The sequence below is a fragment of the Paraburkholderia sp. WC7.3g genome, from assembly GCF_050436345.1.
GTDB lineage: Bacteria > Pseudomonadota > Gammaproteobacteria > Burkholderiales > Burkholderiaceae > Paraburkholderia > Paraburkholderia podalyriae.
In genome coordinates, this window is the sequence record NZ_JBNDMA010000002.1 from 2,708,288 (window position 1) to 2,724,084 (window position 15,797).

The following is a 15,797-nucleotide window of genomic DNA, read 5'->3' on the forward strand; positions in this document are numbered from 1 at the left end:
CGTTTAGTCCACGTGGTAGTTAGGAGCTTCCTTGGTGATTTGCACGTCATGCACGTGCGACTCGCGCAGGCCCGCACCGGTGATCTGCACGAACTCGGCCTTCTCGTTCATTTCGGCGATGGTGCGGCAGCCGCAGTAGCCCATGCTCGCGCGCACGCCGCCGATCAGCTGGAACAGGATCGCGTTGACCGAGCCTTTGTACGCGACGCGACCTTCGATGCCTTCCGGCACGAGCTTGTCGATGTTCGCCGAGTTGTCCTGGAAGTAGCGGTCCGCCGCGCCGTCCTTCATCGCGCCGACCGAGCCCATGCCGCGGTACGACTTGTACTGGCGGCCCTGGTACAGGAACACTTCGCCCGGCGACTCTTCGGTACCGGCGAACATGCTGCCCATCATCACGGCGCTCGCACCGGCCGCGAGCGCCTTGCTGACGTCGCCCGAGAAGCGCACGCCGCCGTCGGCGATGACCGGCACGCCGGTGCCCTTCAGCGCTTCGGATACGTTGGAGATCGCGGTGACCTGCGGCACGCCGACGCCCGCGACGATCCGCGTGGTGCAGATCGAGCCTGGGCCGATACCGACCTTGACGCCGTCCGCGCCATATTCGACGAGCGCCCTGGCAGCCGCGGCGGTCGCGATGTTGCCGCCGATCACCTCGACGTGCGGAAAATTCTGCTTGACCCACTGGACGCGCTCGAGCACGCCCTTGCTGTGGCCATGCGCGGTATCGACGACGATCACGTCGACGCCCGCCTGCACGAGCAGCTCGACGCGCTCTTCGTTGTCCGCCCCGACGCCGACCGCCGCGCCCGCGCGCAGCTTGCCGTGCTCGTCCTTGCACGCGTCCGGGTGCTCGGTCTGCTTGGTGATGTCCTTGACGGTCATCAGGCCGCGCAGTTCGAACGCGTCGTTGACGACCAGCACGCGCTCGAGGCGGTGGCTGTGCATCAGCGCCTTCGCTTCGGCGAGCGGCGTGCCTTCCTTGACGGTGACGAGGCGCTCGCGCGGCGTCATGATGTTGCGCACCGGCTCGTCCAGACGCTCTTCGAAGCGCAGGTCGCGGTTCGTCACGATGCCGACGAGCTGGGAGCCCTCGAGCACCGGGAAGCCGGAAATGCCATGCTGGTGCGACAGCGCGATCACGTCGCGCACTTTCATTTGCGGCGGCACCGTGATCGGATCGCGCACGACGCCCGACTCGAAACGCTTGACCTTCGCGACTTCGCGCGCCTGCTCGGCCGGCGTGAGGTTCTTGTGGATGATGCCGACACCGCCCATTTGCGCCATGGCGATTGCCAGACGTGCTTCGGTGACCGTATCCATCGCGGCGGACACGAGCGGCATGTTGACGGAAATGTTGCGGGTCAGCCGGGTCTTGAGGCTGGTGTCGCGCGGCAGAACATCGGAGAAGGCCGGGACGAGGAGCACGTCATCGAACGTGAGTGCTGTTGGGATCAGACGCATGGCAAATCCTATAGGCGCAAAAGCGAATTATACGCGATACCACCCCGGTTTTCACTGTGCGAACAGCAGCTTAGCGAATTTCAGACGATTTTTTACCGATCCGGCAGGCGCCGATTTCGCTTGCCCGTTCGCGTCTCGTTCGATCGGTTTTCGTTTGCGCGTTCGGCGGCGAAATCGGGGAAGAGCCGGCGGCCATCCGCGGCGCTGCCCCTGATGGATCGGCCCGAATGCAGGATCGAACAAGACGCCCCGCGCGCAAAGCCGCTACTCTCCCGACCATTCCAGTTTTCCAGCAGGGGCAGTCGATGCAGCGCGGTGTCGTATACGGGGTCATGGCCGGAGCCTTGTGGGGCATGGTGTTTCTGGTGCCGCGGGTGCTGCCCGACTTCTCCCCGCTGCTGCTCGTCGCCGGCCGCTACTCGATGTACGGCGTCGTGTCGCTCGCCGCGGCGCTGCCGATCGCGGGCTCGCTCGCCAAACGGCTGACCCGCGAGGATCTGATCGCGCTCGTGAAGCTCGCGCTCGCCGGCAATATCGTCTATTACCTGCTGCTGACGGCCGCCGTGCACCTGATCGGGATCGCGCCGGCCTCGCTGATCGTCGGCGTGCTGCCGGTCACGGTGACGCTGGCGGGCCGGCGCGATCACGGCGCGGTACCGCTCGCGCGCCTCGCATGGCCACTGGCGACGGTGATGGCGGGCATCGTCTGCATCAATATCGATGTGTTGACGGTGGCCGGCGCGACGCCGGTGAGCGTCGCGACGCGCCTGCTCGGCATGGCCTGCGCGGTCGGCGCGCTGATCTGCTGGACCTGGTTCGCGGTCGAGAACGCCCGCTACCTGCAGCGTCAGAGGCATTTCAGCGGCAACGAGTGGTCGGTGCTATGGGGCGTCGTGACGGGCGCGCTCGGCGGCGCGTTGTGGCTCGTGGTCGCGGTACTGCCGTCGGGCGGCCCGCTGGGCGAACTGGCCGACGCGCGCTGGCACACGTTCTGGCTGCTGAACCTGGTGCTCGCGATCGGCGCGTCGTGGCTCGGCAACGGCCTGTGGAATGCCGCGGCAAAACGGCTGCCGCTCACGCTGTCCGGCCAGATGATCGTGTTCGAGACGCTGTTCGCGCTGCTCTACGCGTTCATTTATGACGAGCGCCTGCCGCGACCGCTCGAACTGGCGGCGATCCTGCTGCTGGTCGCGGGGGTCTGGTGGTCGGTGCGCCGGCATTCGGACGACGATTCGTCGGGCGCGGCGCGCATTGAGCGGATGGAGGATAAGGCGCGGACGTCGACGCCTTGATGTGAGTGACGAGTTCGGAAACTGGCGGCGAGCGCAGAGCAAAACCGCAACCGCAATCCTCGCCTACCGCGAATCCTTGTTGAGCCAGCGCCGCCCCTCGATCGACCCCGCCTTGCGCGTCTTTTCGACGCGGCGTTGGCGCGACACTTTCGGATCAACCAGCAGCGGGCGGTAAATCTCGACGCGATCATGGTCGGCCAGCACCGCATCGAGCGGCTTGAGCTTGCCGAACACGCCCACCTTCTGCGTGTTCAGATCGATCGACGGAAAACGCCGCAGAATCCCGCTCGCGTCGATCGCCTGTTGCAGCGTCGCGCCCGCGGGCAACTCGACCGGAATCAGCGCCTGCTCACCGGCGAGCGCATAGCAGACCTCAACCGATAGCCGCGCGCTCATGCCTGACCATAGCGCTGATTGGCGCGCTTCACAAAGGATTCGACGAAGGTATTGGCGATGTGATTGAACACTGGCCCGATGATCTTCTCGAGCAGGATGCTGGTGAACTCGTAGTGCAGCGCGAATTCGATCTTGCACGCATCGGCGCGCAGCGGCGTGAAGCGCCAGAACCCGGTGAACTTGCGAAACGGACCGTCGGCGAATTCCATGTCGATGCGCGTGGGCCGCTCCATCGAGTTACGCGTGGCGAAATGCTGCCTGATGCCCTTGAAGTTGATATCGATCTTCGCCTCCATGCTGGTGTCGTCCCGATGACGAATTTCGATGCCCCCGCACCATGGCAGGAAGTTGGGGTAGTCGTCGACGTCGGTGACGAGATCGAACATCTGCTCCGCCGAATGGCGAATCAACACGGTTTTCTGGACATCTGCCATAAATTGAACAGCGCGTGGCAAGGGTGGACGAGCGCCGCGGGCTTTCCTTGCCCCGCTTTGCTAAAATGGTGATTTTAAACGAGTTGGGCACTTTCCATTCATGAGCATTATCGACAACAGAAAAGCCTTCTACGACTATTCGGTCGAGGAACGCTATGAGGCAGGACTCGTGCTCGAAGGATGGGAGGTCAAGGCGTTGCGCGCAGGGCGCGGCCAGATCAAGGAAGGCTACGTGGTGATCCGCAACGGCGAGCTGTTCCTGATCGGCACGCACATCAGCCCGCTGCCCGAAGCGTCGACGCACATCCATCCCGACCCGGTGCGCACGCGCAAGTTGCTGCTGCATAGCGAGGAAATCAGCAAGCTGATCGGCAAGGTCGAGCAGCGCGGCTACACGCTGGTGCCGCTGAATTTTCACTACAAGAACGGTCGCGTCAAATGCGAGATCGGCCTCGCTAAGGGCAAGAAGATGCACGACAAGCGCGAGACCGAGAAGAAGCGCGACTGGGAACGCGAGAAGGCGCGCTTGATGCGCTCGCCGACCTAAGCGCGATTCGTTTCCGGCTCACGCAACAATGGCCCGCACATCGATGTGCGGGCCATTTGCTTTTACGTCGCGCTCTCATTGCGCATTCATTGCGCGCTCATTGCTCAATTCGTCAACGCAAGTCACTGCGCGGCGGCTCCGCTGCCGCCTTGCCCTTGTTCACGATGGTCAGCGCCGACGCTATCATCGAACTCATGTTCGACATGTCGCCCGGCACGATCAGTGTCGTGCCCTGCTTCGCCAGGTTCGAGAACGCGTTCACGTACTGTTCGGCCACCTTCAGATTCACCGCGTCCATGCCGCCGTTCAGCTGGATCGCCGCCGCGATTTTCTGGATCGCTTGCGCGTTCGCCTCGGCCACGGCCAGAATCGCCGCGGCCTGCCCTTGTGCCTGGTTGATCGCCGCCTGACGCTCGCCCTCCGACTTCTGGATCGCCGCCTCGCGGCCGCCCGACGCGATATTGATCTGCTCCTGCTTGCGCCCTTCCGATGCTGCGATCAGCGCGCGCTTCTCGCGCTCGGCGGTGATCTGCGCCTGCATCGCGTGAAGGATCTCCTTTGGCGGCGTCAGGTCCTTGATCTCGTAGCGCAGCACTTTGACGCCCCAGTTCGCGGCCGCTTCGTCGAGCGCCGACACGATGCTGTGATTGATGAAATCGCGCTCTTCGAAGGTCCGGTCGAGTTCCAGTTTGCCGATGACCGAGCGCAGCGTGGTCTGCGACAGCTGCGTGATCGCGAACACGAAGTTGCTCGATCCATACGACGCCTTCATCGGATCGGTGACCTGAAAGTACAGCACGCCGTCGACCTGAAGCTGCGTGTTGTCGCGCGTGATACAGACCTGGCTCGGCACCTCGAGCGGAATTTCCTTCAGCACATGCTTGTATGCGACCCGGTCGACGAACGGAAACGCGAAGCTCAGACCCGGCGTCAGTGTCGCGTGATAGCGGCCGAAGCGCTCGAGCACCCACGCATGCTGCTGCGGCACGATCTTGATGGTCTGCGACGCGAGCACGATCACGACGATCAACAGCACTGCCCCGACGATGGTTGAATCCATTTTGCTACCCTCCGATTCTGATTCGAATAGTTGTGCGCAGGTTGGTCGGGCCTGCGTTTTCCGCTTAGGCGCTGGTGCTTTGCTTTGTGAAAGATGTCGATGAGCGCGTGTGGCGAACGCCGCACCGAACGGCCGCGCGCAGATCGTCAGGTCGCGCTCGCGCGCGCCTTCGGTTGCCGGCTCGCGACGACAACGAGGCAACTGCCGCGCAATTCCCTGATCTCGTAGACCTGCGCGTCTTCCGGTTCGCCCGCGGCCAGCTCGACGTCCCATGCCGCGCCACGATAGGTCGCGCGTGCTTTGCGCCCCTGCCAGGCCGGCACGTTCAGCGTCTGCCCGATATCCAGATTGACGTCCGGATTGCGCGACGCCTGCTCGCGCTTGCGGCGGCCAAAGCGCGAGCGTCTGAGCATCACGACTGCCGCGAGCGCGACCAGCGCCGCCACCACGAACTGCAGATCGGTCCCAGCGCCGGCGATCCGTGCAAGCGCGGCCGCAATCAAGCCGAACGCGATCATCAACAGATAGAAGGTGCCGCTCATCAACTCCAGCACGACAAGCACACCCGCTCCGATCCACCAGAACAGTCCACCAGGCGCCACGTCGACCTCCACAAAGCAAAACACCCCGGATCTACCGGGGTGTTTATAGCACGAAGCGGGCGTGCCTTTGACGCATGCCGAATGCCGCGGGCGAAGCGGCATGCGGCAGCTCACGAGTTACTGCTTCGACTTCGCCAACTGTTGCCACGTATCGATGATCGTGTCCGGGTTCAGCGAAATCGACTTGATGCCTTGGTCCGTCAGCCATTGCGCGAAGTCCGGATGATCAGACGGCCCCTGGCCGCAGATACCGACGTACTTGTCCAGACGCAGACAGGTTTCGATCGCGCGCTTGAGCAGGAACTTGACCGCTGGATCACGCTCGTCGAAATCGACCGCGAGCAGTTCCATGCCCGAGTCGCGGTCGAGGCCGAGCGTGAGCTGCGTCAGGTCGTTCGAGCCGATCGAGAATCCGTCGAAATACTGCAGGAACTCTTCCGCGAGGATCGCGTTCGTCGGCACTTCGCACATCATGATCAGACGCAGGCCCTTCTCGCCGCGCTTCAGGCCGAACTTGCCGAGCAATTCGACCACGCGCGCCGCCTGCTTCAGCGTACGCACGAACGGCACCATGATCTCGACGTTGTCCAGGCCCATCTCTTCGCGCACCTTCTTCAGCGCGACGCATTCCATCTGGAACGCCTCGGCGAAGTCTTCCGCGATATAGCGCGACGCGCCGCGGAAGCCCAGCATCGGGTTTTCCTCGTCCGGCTCGTAGCGCGAACCGCCGATCAGCTTCTTGTACTCATTCGACTTGAAGTCCGACATCCGCACGATGACGGGCTTCGGATAAAACGCGGCCGCGATCGTCGCGATGCCTTCAGTCAGCTTGTCGACGTAGAACGCGCGCGGCGACGCGTGACCGCGCGCGACGCTTTCGACCGCCTTCTTCAGGTCCTGATCGACGTTCGGGTACTCGAGGATCGCCTTCGGGTGCACGCCGATGTTGTTGTTGATGATGAACTCGAGACGCGCGAGACCGACACCCGCGTTCGGCAGTTGCGAGAAGTCGAACGCGAGTTGCGGATTGCCGACGTTCATCATGATCTTCACCGGAATCGGCGGCAGTTCGCCGCGCTGCACTTCGGTGATTTCGGTTTCGAGCAGGCCGTCGTAGATCTTGCCTTCGTCGCCTTCAGCGCACGACACGGTGACGAGCGCGCCGTCCTTCAGCATGTCGGTCGCGTCGCCGCAGCCGACCACGGCCGGTACGCCCAGCTCGCGCGCGATGATCGCCGCGTGGCAGGTGCGGCCGCCACGGTTCGTGACGATCGCCGACGCACGCTTCATGACCGGCTCCCAGTTCGGGTCGGTCATGTCCGCGACGAGCACGTCGCCCGGCTGCACACGGTCCATCTCCGACGGATCGTGGATCACCCGCACCGGACCCGCGCCGATCTTCTGACCGATCGCGCGGCCCGTTGCCAGCACGTTCGACTGACCCTTCAGCTTGAAGCGCTGCTCGGCCTTGCCGCCGCCCTGGCTCTTCACGGTCTCGGGACGCGCCTGCAGGATGAAGATCTTGCCGTCGCGGCCGTCCTTGCCCCACTCGATGTCCATCGGACGCTGGTAGTGCTTCTCGATGATGACCGCGTACTTCGCAAGCTCGATCACGTCTTCGTCGGTGATCGAGAAGCGGTTGCGCTGCTCGTGCGCGACGTCGATGGTCTTCACGCGGCCCGGCTCGCCCGGCTTCGTGAACTCCATCTTGATCAGCTTCGAGCCGATCGAGCGGCGGATGATCGGGTACTTGCCCTGCGCGAGCGTGGTCTTGAAGACGTAGAACTCGTCCGGATTCACCGCGCCCTGCACGACGGTCTCGCCGAGGCCATAGCTCGACGTGATGAAGACAGCATCCTTGAAACCGGATTCGGTATCGAGCGTGAACATCACGCCCGCGGCGCCGACATCGGAGCGCACCATGCGCTGCACGCCCGCGGACAACGCGACTTCAGCATGCGTGAAGCCCTTGTGGACGCGATAGGAGATCGCGCGGTCGTTGTACAGCGACGCGAACACGTGCTTCATGCGATCGAGCACGTCGTCGATGCCGACCACGTTCAGGTAGCTTTCCTGCTGACCGGCGAACGATGCGTCCGGCAAGTCTTCCGCGGTCGCGGATGAACGCACGGCAAACGACAGCTCTTCGGGCGAGCTCTTTTGCAGCGTGTCGAACCCCGCGCGAATGTCAGCCTCGAGCTGCGGCTGCAGCGGCGCGTCGACGATCCATTGACGGATCTCCTTGCCCGCTTCGGCGAGCGCCTTCACGTCGTCGACGTCGAGCGTCTCGAGACGTTTGGCGATGCGTTCGGTCAGATCGTTGTGCTGCAGGAAGTCACGGAACGCGAGCGCGGTGGTCGCGAAGCCGGTCGGCACGCGCACGCCGGCTTCGGCGAGCTGGCTGATCATCTCGCCCAGCGACGCGTTCTTGCCGCCGACGATTTCCACGTCGGTCATCCGCAACTGCTCGAACGGAACTACATACGCCTTGTCCTTTGCGACGGTAACTGCGTTAGTCATACAAGCCCCTAAGTGTGAAAGAAATTCACGGCTGTGCAAGTGGGCTTGAACACGGGCAGCCCGTAGGAAGCTCGACCCCGTGTCTTGCGCAACCTGTTAGATAAGCAATCGTCTGGACAGCGGAGATGCGTTGCATGGCGCGCCGGCCGTGGAGCACGAGGCGGACGCGCCAAAGAACGCGGTTGAACGGACTTACCGCTCGATCTGTTGCGTTCAACGCATGTTGCCATTAGGTAGCGTGACGTTGAACGACCGTTCGCGGCAAGTTAGCGGCCAATCGCCTGCAATTGCTTATCCAACAGGTTGCCGCTATTCTACCGTGCCGACTCCTGAAATGTGGCAGTCGGTCGAGAAATGCGCCTCGAATCGCGCCCCGACCGAGCCAGCGGGCTTTTTGCGAGACCGCCCGCGCGGACGCCAGCGTGACGCCCGCCGCCGCGCGGTTTGATTCGAGCGCGTTGTCGCGCTCGCGCTTTCCGGCTCATTTGCCTTTCACGTTCACAGCCCCACTGATGCCGCCCACCGTATTCATCGTCTCAGACGGTACCGGGATTACTGCCGAAACCTTCGCGCATTCGATCCTCTCCCAGTTCGACCAGAAATTCCGCCTGGTCCGCGTGCCTTTCGTCGACTCGACCGAGAAGGCCTATGCGACGCTCGAAAAGATCAACGAAGCGGTCGTGCAGGACGGCCGTCGTCCGATCGTATTCACCACGCTGGTCGATAGCTCGTCGAATCAGATCGTCAAGGATTCGAACGCGCTCGTACTCGACATGTTCCAGACCTTCGTCGAGCCGCTCGAGCAGGAACTGGAACTGAAGTCGAGCCACGCGATGGGCCGCGGCCACCAGAACGCTGACACCGAGGAGTACAAGAACCGGATCGAGGCGATCAATTTCTCGCTCGCGCACGACGACGGCCAATCGAACCGCAATCTCGCAGACGCCGACGTGATTCTCGTCGGCGTGTCGCGCAGCGGCAAGACGCCGACGAGCCTTTATCTGGCGATGCAGTACGGCGTGAAAGCGGCGAACTATCCACTGATTCCCGAAGATTTCGAACGCGGCAAGCTGCCGACGCCGCTGCTCGAGCATCGGCAGAAGATGTTCGGGTTGTCGATCGATCCGCAGCGGTTGTCGGAAATCCGCAACGAGCGGCGGCCGGGCAGCAAGTATGCGGCGCTGGAAAACTGCCGCTACGAGATCAACGAAGCGGAAGCGATGATGCGGCGCGAGGGGATCAAGTGGCTATCGTCGACGCACAAGTCGATCGAGGAGATCGCGACCACGATCCTGCAGGAGATCAAACTGGATCGGTCGTCGTATTGACGGTCAGCCGGGCAAGCATAGCGTTGCCTGATCGAGGACCCGGCGACGCCAGCCGCGTCTAGTTTTGGCACCCGCGCTGCTGCCGGCATTGCTCGAACACGCAGACCGCCGCCGCGGCCGCCACGTTCAGCGACTCCATCCCGCCCGGCTGCGGGATCGTCACGCGCAACGACACGGCATCGCGCCACGCCTGCGACACGCCCGCCCCTTCGTTGCCGAACACCCACGCGAGCGACTTGTTCAGGTCGCTGTCATAGATCGCTTCGGCGCCGTGCGAATCGGTGATCACGATCGGCACCGCGAGGCGCTCGATCAGCGCATCCGTTTCGACATCCTCATGAATCTGCAACAGGAAATGCGCTCCCATCCCCGAGCGCAGCACCTTCGACGACCACGCGTATGCGGTGCCCGGCGCGCAGAACACGTGCCCGATACCCGCGGCCGCCGCGCTGCGCAGAATCGAGCCGACGTTGCCCGCGTCCTGCACGCCGTCGAGCACTAGACAGTTTTGCTCGACGCGTTCGGGCAACGGCGCATCGAGCTTGTCGACGAGCAGCACAATCCCGACCCCATGCACGACATTCGACAACTGCCCGAACAGCGCATCCGGCAGCGTCACGAGCCGATGCTCGTCGATGCGCGACACGATTGCCCGCGCTTCGTCGTGACGCAGCGCACCGTCGGTGACGACGCATAGCTCCGGCTGACCGGCGACGTCGAGATACGCACTCGCGAGATGGAAGCCCTCGAGTAGCGCATGGCCGCTGCGGCGCTGTTGATGCGTTGAGCCGGCCAGTGCCTTCAGGCGCTTGTAGAGCGGATTGTCCCGCGAGGTGATGGCTTTCACAGGCAGCGAAGGCGGTGAGAAGGGAAAAGGAATCAGCGGCAATCAACGGCACGCGAGCGCGGAGCGCGCCTGAGCCGCGCTTACGGGTCGCTCACGCGAGGCCGGCTTCGCCGAACGCATCGTCGTCGAGCAGCGCGTCGGCCACGATGACGGCGTCTGCCGCCGGTAACGGCACGCCTGTGCCGAACCGCAGATGCGCTTCGCGCACCGGCCCAAACGACCGCCGATGATGCTCGCACGGCCCATGCTCGCGCAGCGCCGCGAGATGCTGCGGCGTGCCGTAACCGGCGTGCGCGTCGAAGCCGTACATCGGATACGTCTGGTGCAGTTCGACCAGCATGCGGTCGCGCGCGACCTTTGCAAGAATCGACGCCGCCGAAATACTTTTCACCAACGCGTCGCCGCCGATCACCGCCTCGCTGCGGATGCTGAGCGTCGGGCAACGGTTGCCGTCGACCTTCACGAGCGTCGGCACGACCGACAGGCCCTCGACCGCGCGCTTCATCGCGAGCATGGTGGCGTGCAGGATGTTCAGCGAATCGATTTCCTCGACCGTCGCCGACGCGATGCAGTACGCGAGCGCACGCTCGACGATCTTGTCGTACAGCGCTTCACGCTTGAGTGCGCTCAGCACTTTGGAATCGTCGAGGCCGCGGATCATCGGTTTGGCCGGATTGAAAATCACCGCCGCCGCGACGACCGGACCGGCCAGCGGCCCGCGCCCGGCTTCGTCGACGCCGCAGACGATGTCGTCGACGCTCTCGAAGTTCAGGCCGCCCTGCGCAACCACCCGAACGGCGGCCGCGGTCTTGCGCAGAGACGCGCGCGCGGCGGTCATGGCCGCCCCGCCCGCTGCTCGACGACGCTCGCCACGACTTCGGCCGCCCGCTGCGCGGTGTTCTGCTTCAGCACGTGATGCATCTCCGTGAAGATTTCCGTCAGCGTGCGCCGGTTCGCTTCGTCGCGCAACTGTTTCAGCGTCGCCTCGGCGAGCGCCTGCGGCGTCGCGAAGTGCTGCAGGATCTCCGGCACCACGAAACGCCCGGCCAGGATGTTCGGCAGGCCAACGTACGGCAGATACCCCTGGCGACGCATGATCTGGCCGGTCAGCCAGGGCACCTTGTACGAAATCACCATCGGCTTTTTCAGCAGCGCGGCTTCGAGCGTGACGGTGCCGCTCTTCACGAGGATCGCGTCGGCGGCGGTCATCGCGAGTTGCGACTGGCCTTCGGTGATGGTCAGCGCGAGACCCGGATGCGCATCGACGAGCGGCTGCAGCAACGTGCGCAACGCGCGCGTCGCGGCCGGCATCACGAAGCGCACGCCGGGCTCCTGGTGCTGCATCATCTCCATCGCGGCGAAGAACGTCGGGCCGATCAGCTCGATCTCGGAACGCCGGCTGCCCGGCAGCACCGCGATCACCGGTCCGCTTTCCGCGAGACCGAGCGCGCGGCGCGCGCCGGGTGTGTCGGGTTCGAACGGGATCTGGTCGGCCAGCGGATGCCCGACGTACGACGCCGCGACACCCGCCTTTTCGAGCAGCGCGGTTTCGAACGGGAACACGCACAGCATGTGGTCAACCGCCTTGGCGATCTTCTTGATGCGCCCGCCGCGCCACGCCCAGATGGACGGGCAAACGAAGTGTACGGTTGGAATGCCGGCGTCGCGCAAAGCGTGCTCGAGCCCGAAATTGAAATCGGGTGCGTCGACGCCGACGAACACCGACGGCGGCTCGGCGAGCAGCTGACGCTTCAGCTCGTTGCGGATGCCGAGGATTTCAGGAATGTGCCGCAGCGCTTCGACATAGCCGCGCACCGTCAGCTTTTCCATCGGCCAGTGGGCGTCGAAGCCCGCGGCGATCATGCGCGGACCGCCGATGCCATAGTATTGCGTGGCGGCCGGCAACCGGCTGGCGAGACCGTCGAGCAGCGATGCGGCGAGCAAGTCCCCGGACGGCTCGCCGGCCACCATCGCGACACGCAGCGGATTCAGTGGCAACGTCATCGGTCAGCGGATGATGCCGCGCTGCGACGCTTCGACGAACGCGAGCAGCGTCTGCACCGGCGCGTCGCCGTCACCGCCGGCCGAACCCAGTTCCTTCAATTGCACCTTCGCTTCTTCGAGCGACAGGCCGTTCTTGTACAGCACGCGATACGCGGTGCGCAGCACCGAGATCGCGTCGGCCGAGAAGCCGCGGCGGCGCAGCCCTTCGACGTTGATGCCGTGCGGCTCGGCCTTGTTGCCCGCGGCGATCACGTAGGGCGGCACGTCCTGCACGAGCGCCGACGCGCCGCCGAGCATCGAATGCGCACCGATGCGCACGAACTGATGCACGCCCGACATGCCGCCGATGATCGCGTAGTCGCCGATCGTCACATGGCCGGCCATCTGCGCGTTGCTCGACAGGACCACGTTGCTGCCGACGTGGCAGTCGTGACCGATGTGCACGTAGGCCATGATCCAGTTGTCGTCGCCGAGCGTGGTGACGCCCGCGTCCTGCACCGTGCCGGTGTGGATCGTCGTGAACTCGCGGATCGTGTTGCGGTTGCCGATCACGAGCCGGGTCGGCTCGTCCCGGTACTTCATGTCCTGCGGACGGCCGCCGACCGATGCGTAATGGCCGATGCGGTTGTCTTCACCGAGCGTGGTATAGCCTTCGATCACGCTGTGCGAGCCGACCGTGCTGCGCGCACCGATCGTCACGTGTGCGCCGATCACGGCATAGGGCCCGACTTCGACGGCTTCGTCGAGCTGCGCGCCCGCTTCGATGATCGCAGTGGGATGGATCCTGCTCATGCGTCCTCGCTTCTCATTCTGTTGCGTTGTCTGGATGGACTTGCCGCCGGGCCCACCGCGCGCGTGCCGTGCCGCGCCGCGACCTGCCCGGACGCCGGCTTTACGCGTCTTTGTCCGTGTGGCGCACCGCGCACATCAGATCGGCTTCCGCCGCGACAACACCATCCACTTCGGCGCGCGCCTTGAACTTCCAGATGCCACGCATGTGACGCTCGAACGTGCAGTTCAGCATCAACTGATCGCCCGGCTCCACCACGCGCTTGAAGCGCGCGTTGTCGATGCCGACGAACAGATACAGCGTGTTCGACGGATCGCTCGGCTCTTCCGAGAACGTCAGCAGCGCCGCGGTCTGCGCGAGCGCTTCGAGGATCAGCACGCCTGGCATCACCGGCCGCGTCGGGAAATGCCCCTGGAAATACGGCTCATTGATCGACACGTTCTTCAACGCTTTGATGCTCTTGTGCGGTTCGAGTTCGAGCACCCGGTCGACCAGCAGGATCGGATAACGATGCGGCAGCAGCGTGAGAATCTTATGAATGTCGAGATTGATTTTTTCGGTGCTCATGGTGTTTCTGCTCACGCATTGACTGCGCGATGATGACTGCGGATGCTGGTGCAGGTGGGTTGAAAACGCGCGCGACCGGCGCCTCTGATGACCGGTGGCCGTGCCACCCGGTCACGGCCACCGGCTTTGCTTCATGATGCTCGCCCGCTATTTTACGCGGTGCCTGTGGGCCGCCGGGATAACTGTCAGCTCTTGTTGCCTGCGGGTTGACCTGCGGCGCCGTCAGTGGCATTGGTGCCGGCCTTGTCGGCCGTGACGTTCTCCAGGGCCTTGATGCGATCGCGAAGCTTGTCGATATTGCGCAGCAGCGCGGCGCTTTTGTTCCAGTCCGCGTGGTTCACGGCCGGGAACGCACTCGTGTACATGCCTGGCTTCAGCAGCGACTTCGACACGCCCGACTTCGCGGTGACGATCACGTGATCGGCAAGCGTCACGTGTCCGGCGATGCCGACCGCGCCGCCGATCATGCAATGACGGCCGATCGTCGTGCTGCCCGCGATACCCGCGCAGCCCGCGATCACCGTGTACGCGCCGACCTTGCAGTTATGGCCGATCTGTACGAGATTGTCGATCTTCACGCACTCCTCGATGATCGTGTCGGCCATCGCGCCGCGGTCGATCGTGGTGTTCGCGCCGATTTCGACGTCGCTCGCGATCGACACACCGCCGACCTGCGGAATCTTGACCCAGCGGCCGGTGCGTGCGTCGCCCTCGCCGACGAAATCGGGCGCAAAGCCGAAGCCGTCCGAGCCGATCACCGCGCCGGCGTGCACGATCACGCGCTCGCCCAGCTTGCAGCCGTGGTACACGATCACGTTCGGATACAGATGCGAGTTCGCACCGACGCGCGTGCCGTGGCCGATTACGACGTTGGCGTCCAGCCGCGCGTGCTCGCCGATCACCGCGCCCGCTTCCACGGTGACGCGCGGGCCGATCACCGCGCTCGCGGCGACCTGCGCGGAAGGATCGATGGTCGCGCTTGGATGCACGCCTGGCAACGCCTTCGGCGAGGCGAGGTCGATGAAGGTTTGCGCGATGCGCGCAAAGTAAGCGTAGGGATTCGGCGTGACGATGAAGTTTCGAGCTTCGCGCGAGGCGAGCTTCGCGAGGTCGCCGGCATTGATCAGCACCGCGCCGGCGCGGGTCGTTTCGACCTGCGACAGATACTTCGGATTGGCGAGGAACGCCAACTGGTCCGGGCCTGCCTGGTCGAGCGGCGCAAGACTGCTCACGCGCTGCGCCCCGTTACCGACTACCTCACCGCCGAACCGCTGGACGATGTCCTCGAGCGAAAATGCCATGCCTATCCTGTCTCTAGCCTGTTCAATCATTGCGAGGGCGCGCGCCGGGCGACCATGCGCGCCCTTAATTGCCCGATGCCGCCAGCGCCTTCAGCACCTGGTCGGTGATATCGATGCGCGGACTCACGTACACCGCTTCCTGCACGATCAGATCGTAGTGTTGCGTTTCGGCGATCTGCTTGATGACCTTGTTGGCGCGATCGAGCACCGCCGCGAGTTCCTCGTTGCGCCGCTGGTTCAGGTCTTCGCGGAACTCACGCTGCTTGCGCTGGAAGTCCGAGTCGAGCTGCGACAGGTCGCGCTGCTTCTGCGCGCGATCGGTCGCCGACATTGTCGCGCCATTCTTGTCGAGTGCATCGGACATCGACTTGAGCTTTTGCGCCATGTCGGCAAGATCCTTGTCCCGCTTCGCGAATTCGGCCTCGAGCTTCAGCTGCGCGGCTTTCGCCGCCGCCGATTCGCGCAGGATGCGGTCGGAATTCACCGCGGCGATCCTCGCCTCCTGCGCGTGCGCCATGCCGACCCCGAGGGTCATTGCCAGCGCCAATGCGCACGCTACACGTTTCGAAAACATACCGGTTAGCAAAGTCATCCTCTCGATACTGTAGTTTGGCCGGGCCGGCCGCCGCAGCCGGCCGTCGGGAG

General features: G+C 64.2%; 16 protein-coding genes. 3 read left to right on the forward strand and 13 right to left on the reverse strand.

Annotation, left to right across the window (positions count from 1 at the left end):
* Nucleotides 1–3 precede the first annotated feature (3 nt).
* The gene (guaB, locus tag OKW43_RS23855) at nt 4–1,464 is read right to left on the reverse strand and encodes an IMP dehydrogenase (protein ID WP_429450263.1); all 1,461 of its coding nucleotides are present in this window, start codon (nt 1,462–1,464) and stop codon (nt 4–6) included.
* Between the two features lie 305 nt (nt 1,465–1,769).
* On the opposite strand from guaB, the gene OKW43_RS23860 reads away from it, so the two are divergent.
* The gene (locus OKW43_RS23860; RefSeq protein WP_187633208.1) at nt 1,770–2,756 is read left to right on the forward strand and encodes a DMT family transporter; all 987 of its coding nucleotides are present in this window, start codon (nt 1,770–1,772) and stop codon (nt 2,754–2,756) included.
* A gap of 63 nt (nt 2,757–2,819) precedes the next feature.
* Here OKW43_RS23860 and OKW43_RS23865 read toward each other — a convergent pair whose 3' ends face one another.
* Both OKW43_RS23865 and OKW43_RS23870 read right to left on the reverse strand, forming a co-directional pair.
* Entirely contained in the window at nt 2,820–3,152 is a 333-nt protein-coding gene (locus OKW43_RS23865; RefSeq protein WP_187632981.1) for an RnfH family protein, read from the reverse strand.
* Nucleotides 3,149–3,586 (reverse strand): type II toxin-antitoxin system RatA family toxin, encoded by a 438-nt coding sequence (locus tag OKW43_RS23870; protein ID WP_429450265.1) that lies wholly within the window; start codon nt 3,584–3,586, stop codon nt 3,149–3,151. The genes OKW43_RS23865 and OKW43_RS23870 overlap by 4 nt, the downstream gene beginning before the upstream one ends.
* Before the next feature lie 100 nt (nt 3,587–3,686).
* Here OKW43_RS23870 and smpB point away from each other — a divergent pair, with 100 nt between their 5' ends.
* The gene (gene smpB / locus OKW43_RS23875) at nt 3,687–4,133 is read left to right on the forward strand and encodes an SsrA-binding protein SmpB (protein WP_013089686.1); all 447 of its coding nucleotides are present in this window, start codon (nt 3,687–3,689) and stop codon (nt 4,131–4,133) included.
* 112 nt (nt 4,134–4,245) lie between these two features.
* Here smpB and OKW43_RS23880 read toward each other — a convergent pair whose 3' ends face one another.
* The 3 genes from OKW43_RS23880 to ppsA all read right to left on the reverse strand — a co-directional run bounded on the left by OKW43_RS23880 (nt 4,246) and on the right by ppsA (nt 8,315).
* The gene (locus OKW43_RS23880) at nt 4,246–5,193 is read right to left on the reverse strand and encodes an SPFH domain-containing protein (RefSeq protein WP_429450267.1); all 948 of its coding nucleotides are present in this window, start codon (nt 5,191–5,193) and stop codon (nt 4,246–4,248) included.
* A 146-nt stretch (nt 5,194–5,339) separates the two neighbouring features.
* A complete protein-coding gene (locus tag OKW43_RS23885; RefSeq protein WP_429450269.1) occupies nt 5,340–5,795 on the reverse strand; it encodes an NfeD family protein in 456 nt (151 codons plus the stop codon).
* Between the two features lie 117 nt (nt 5,796–5,912).
* Entirely contained in the window at nt 5,913–8,315 is a 2,403-nt protein-coding gene (gene ppsA, locus OKW43_RS23890) for a phosphoenolpyruvate synthase (RefSeq protein ID WP_187632984.1), read from the reverse strand.
* A 512-nt stretch (nt 8,316–8,827) separates the two neighbouring features.
* Between ppsA and ppsR the strand changes: the two genes are divergently transcribed.
* Nucleotides 8,828–9,643 carry a posphoenolpyruvate synthetase regulatory kinase/phosphorylase PpsR gene (ppsR, locus tag OKW43_RS23895; protein WP_187633209.1) on the forward strand — a complete coding sequence of 272 codons (816 nt, stop codon included), beginning with the start codon at nt 8,828–8,830 and terminating at the stop codon, nt 9,641–9,643.
* A 58-nt stretch (nt 9,644–9,701) separates the two neighbouring features.
* Here the strand turns inward: ppsR and OKW43_RS23900 are convergent, their stop codons facing one another.
* The 7 genes from OKW43_RS23900 to OKW43_RS23930 form a co-directional block, all read right to left on the reverse strand.
* On the reverse strand, nt 9,702–10,490 hold the full coding sequence (locus OKW43_RS23900; protein WP_429450272.1) for a TrmH family RNA methyltransferase: 789 nt from the start codon (nt 10,488–10,490) through the stop codon (nt 9,702–9,704).
* A 91-nt stretch (nt 10,491–10,581) separates the two neighbouring features.
* Nucleotides 10,582–11,328 carry a ribonuclease HII gene (gene rnhB / locus OKW43_RS23905; protein WP_187632986.1) on the reverse strand — a complete coding sequence of 249 codons (747 nt, stop codon included), beginning with the start codon at nt 11,326–11,328 and terminating at the stop codon, nt 10,582–10,584.
* Nucleotides 11,325–12,494 (reverse strand): lipid-A-disaccharide synthase, encoded by a 1,170-nt coding sequence (gene lpxB, locus OKW43_RS23910; RefSeq protein ID WP_187632987.1) that lies wholly within the window; start codon nt 12,492–12,494, stop codon nt 11,325–11,327. Before lpxB ends, rnhB begins: the two co-directional genes overlap by 4 nt.
* Before the next feature lie 3 nt (nt 12,495–12,497).
* Nucleotides 12,498–13,286 carry an acyl-ACP--UDP-N-acetylglucosamine O-acyltransferase gene (gene lpxA, locus OKW43_RS23915; protein WP_429450274.1) on the reverse strand — a complete coding sequence of 263 codons (789 nt, stop codon included), beginning with the start codon at nt 13,284–13,286 and terminating at the stop codon, nt 12,498–12,500.
* A gap of 100 nt (nt 13,287–13,386) precedes the next feature.
* Complete coding sequence (gene fabZ, locus OKW43_RS23920; protein ID WP_187632989.1) at nt 13,387–13,851, reverse strand: 3-hydroxyacyl-ACP dehydratase FabZ; 465 nt, start codon at nt 13,849–13,851, stop codon at nt 13,387–13,389.
* A gap of 185 nt (nt 13,852–14,036) precedes the next feature.
* Nucleotides 14,037–15,152, reverse strand: coding sequence for a UDP-3-O-(3-hydroxymyristoyl)glucosamine N-acyltransferase (gene lpxD, locus OKW43_RS23925; RefSeq protein ID WP_429450276.1), 1,116 nt, complete (start codon nt 15,150–15,152; stop codon nt 14,037–14,039).
* A gap of 64 nt (nt 15,153–15,216) precedes the next feature.
* Entirely contained in the window at nt 15,217–15,738 is a 522-nt protein-coding gene (locus tag OKW43_RS23930) for an OmpH family outer membrane protein (RefSeq protein ID WP_026225318.1), read from the reverse strand.
* Nucleotides 15,739–15,797 lie beyond the last annotated feature (59 nt).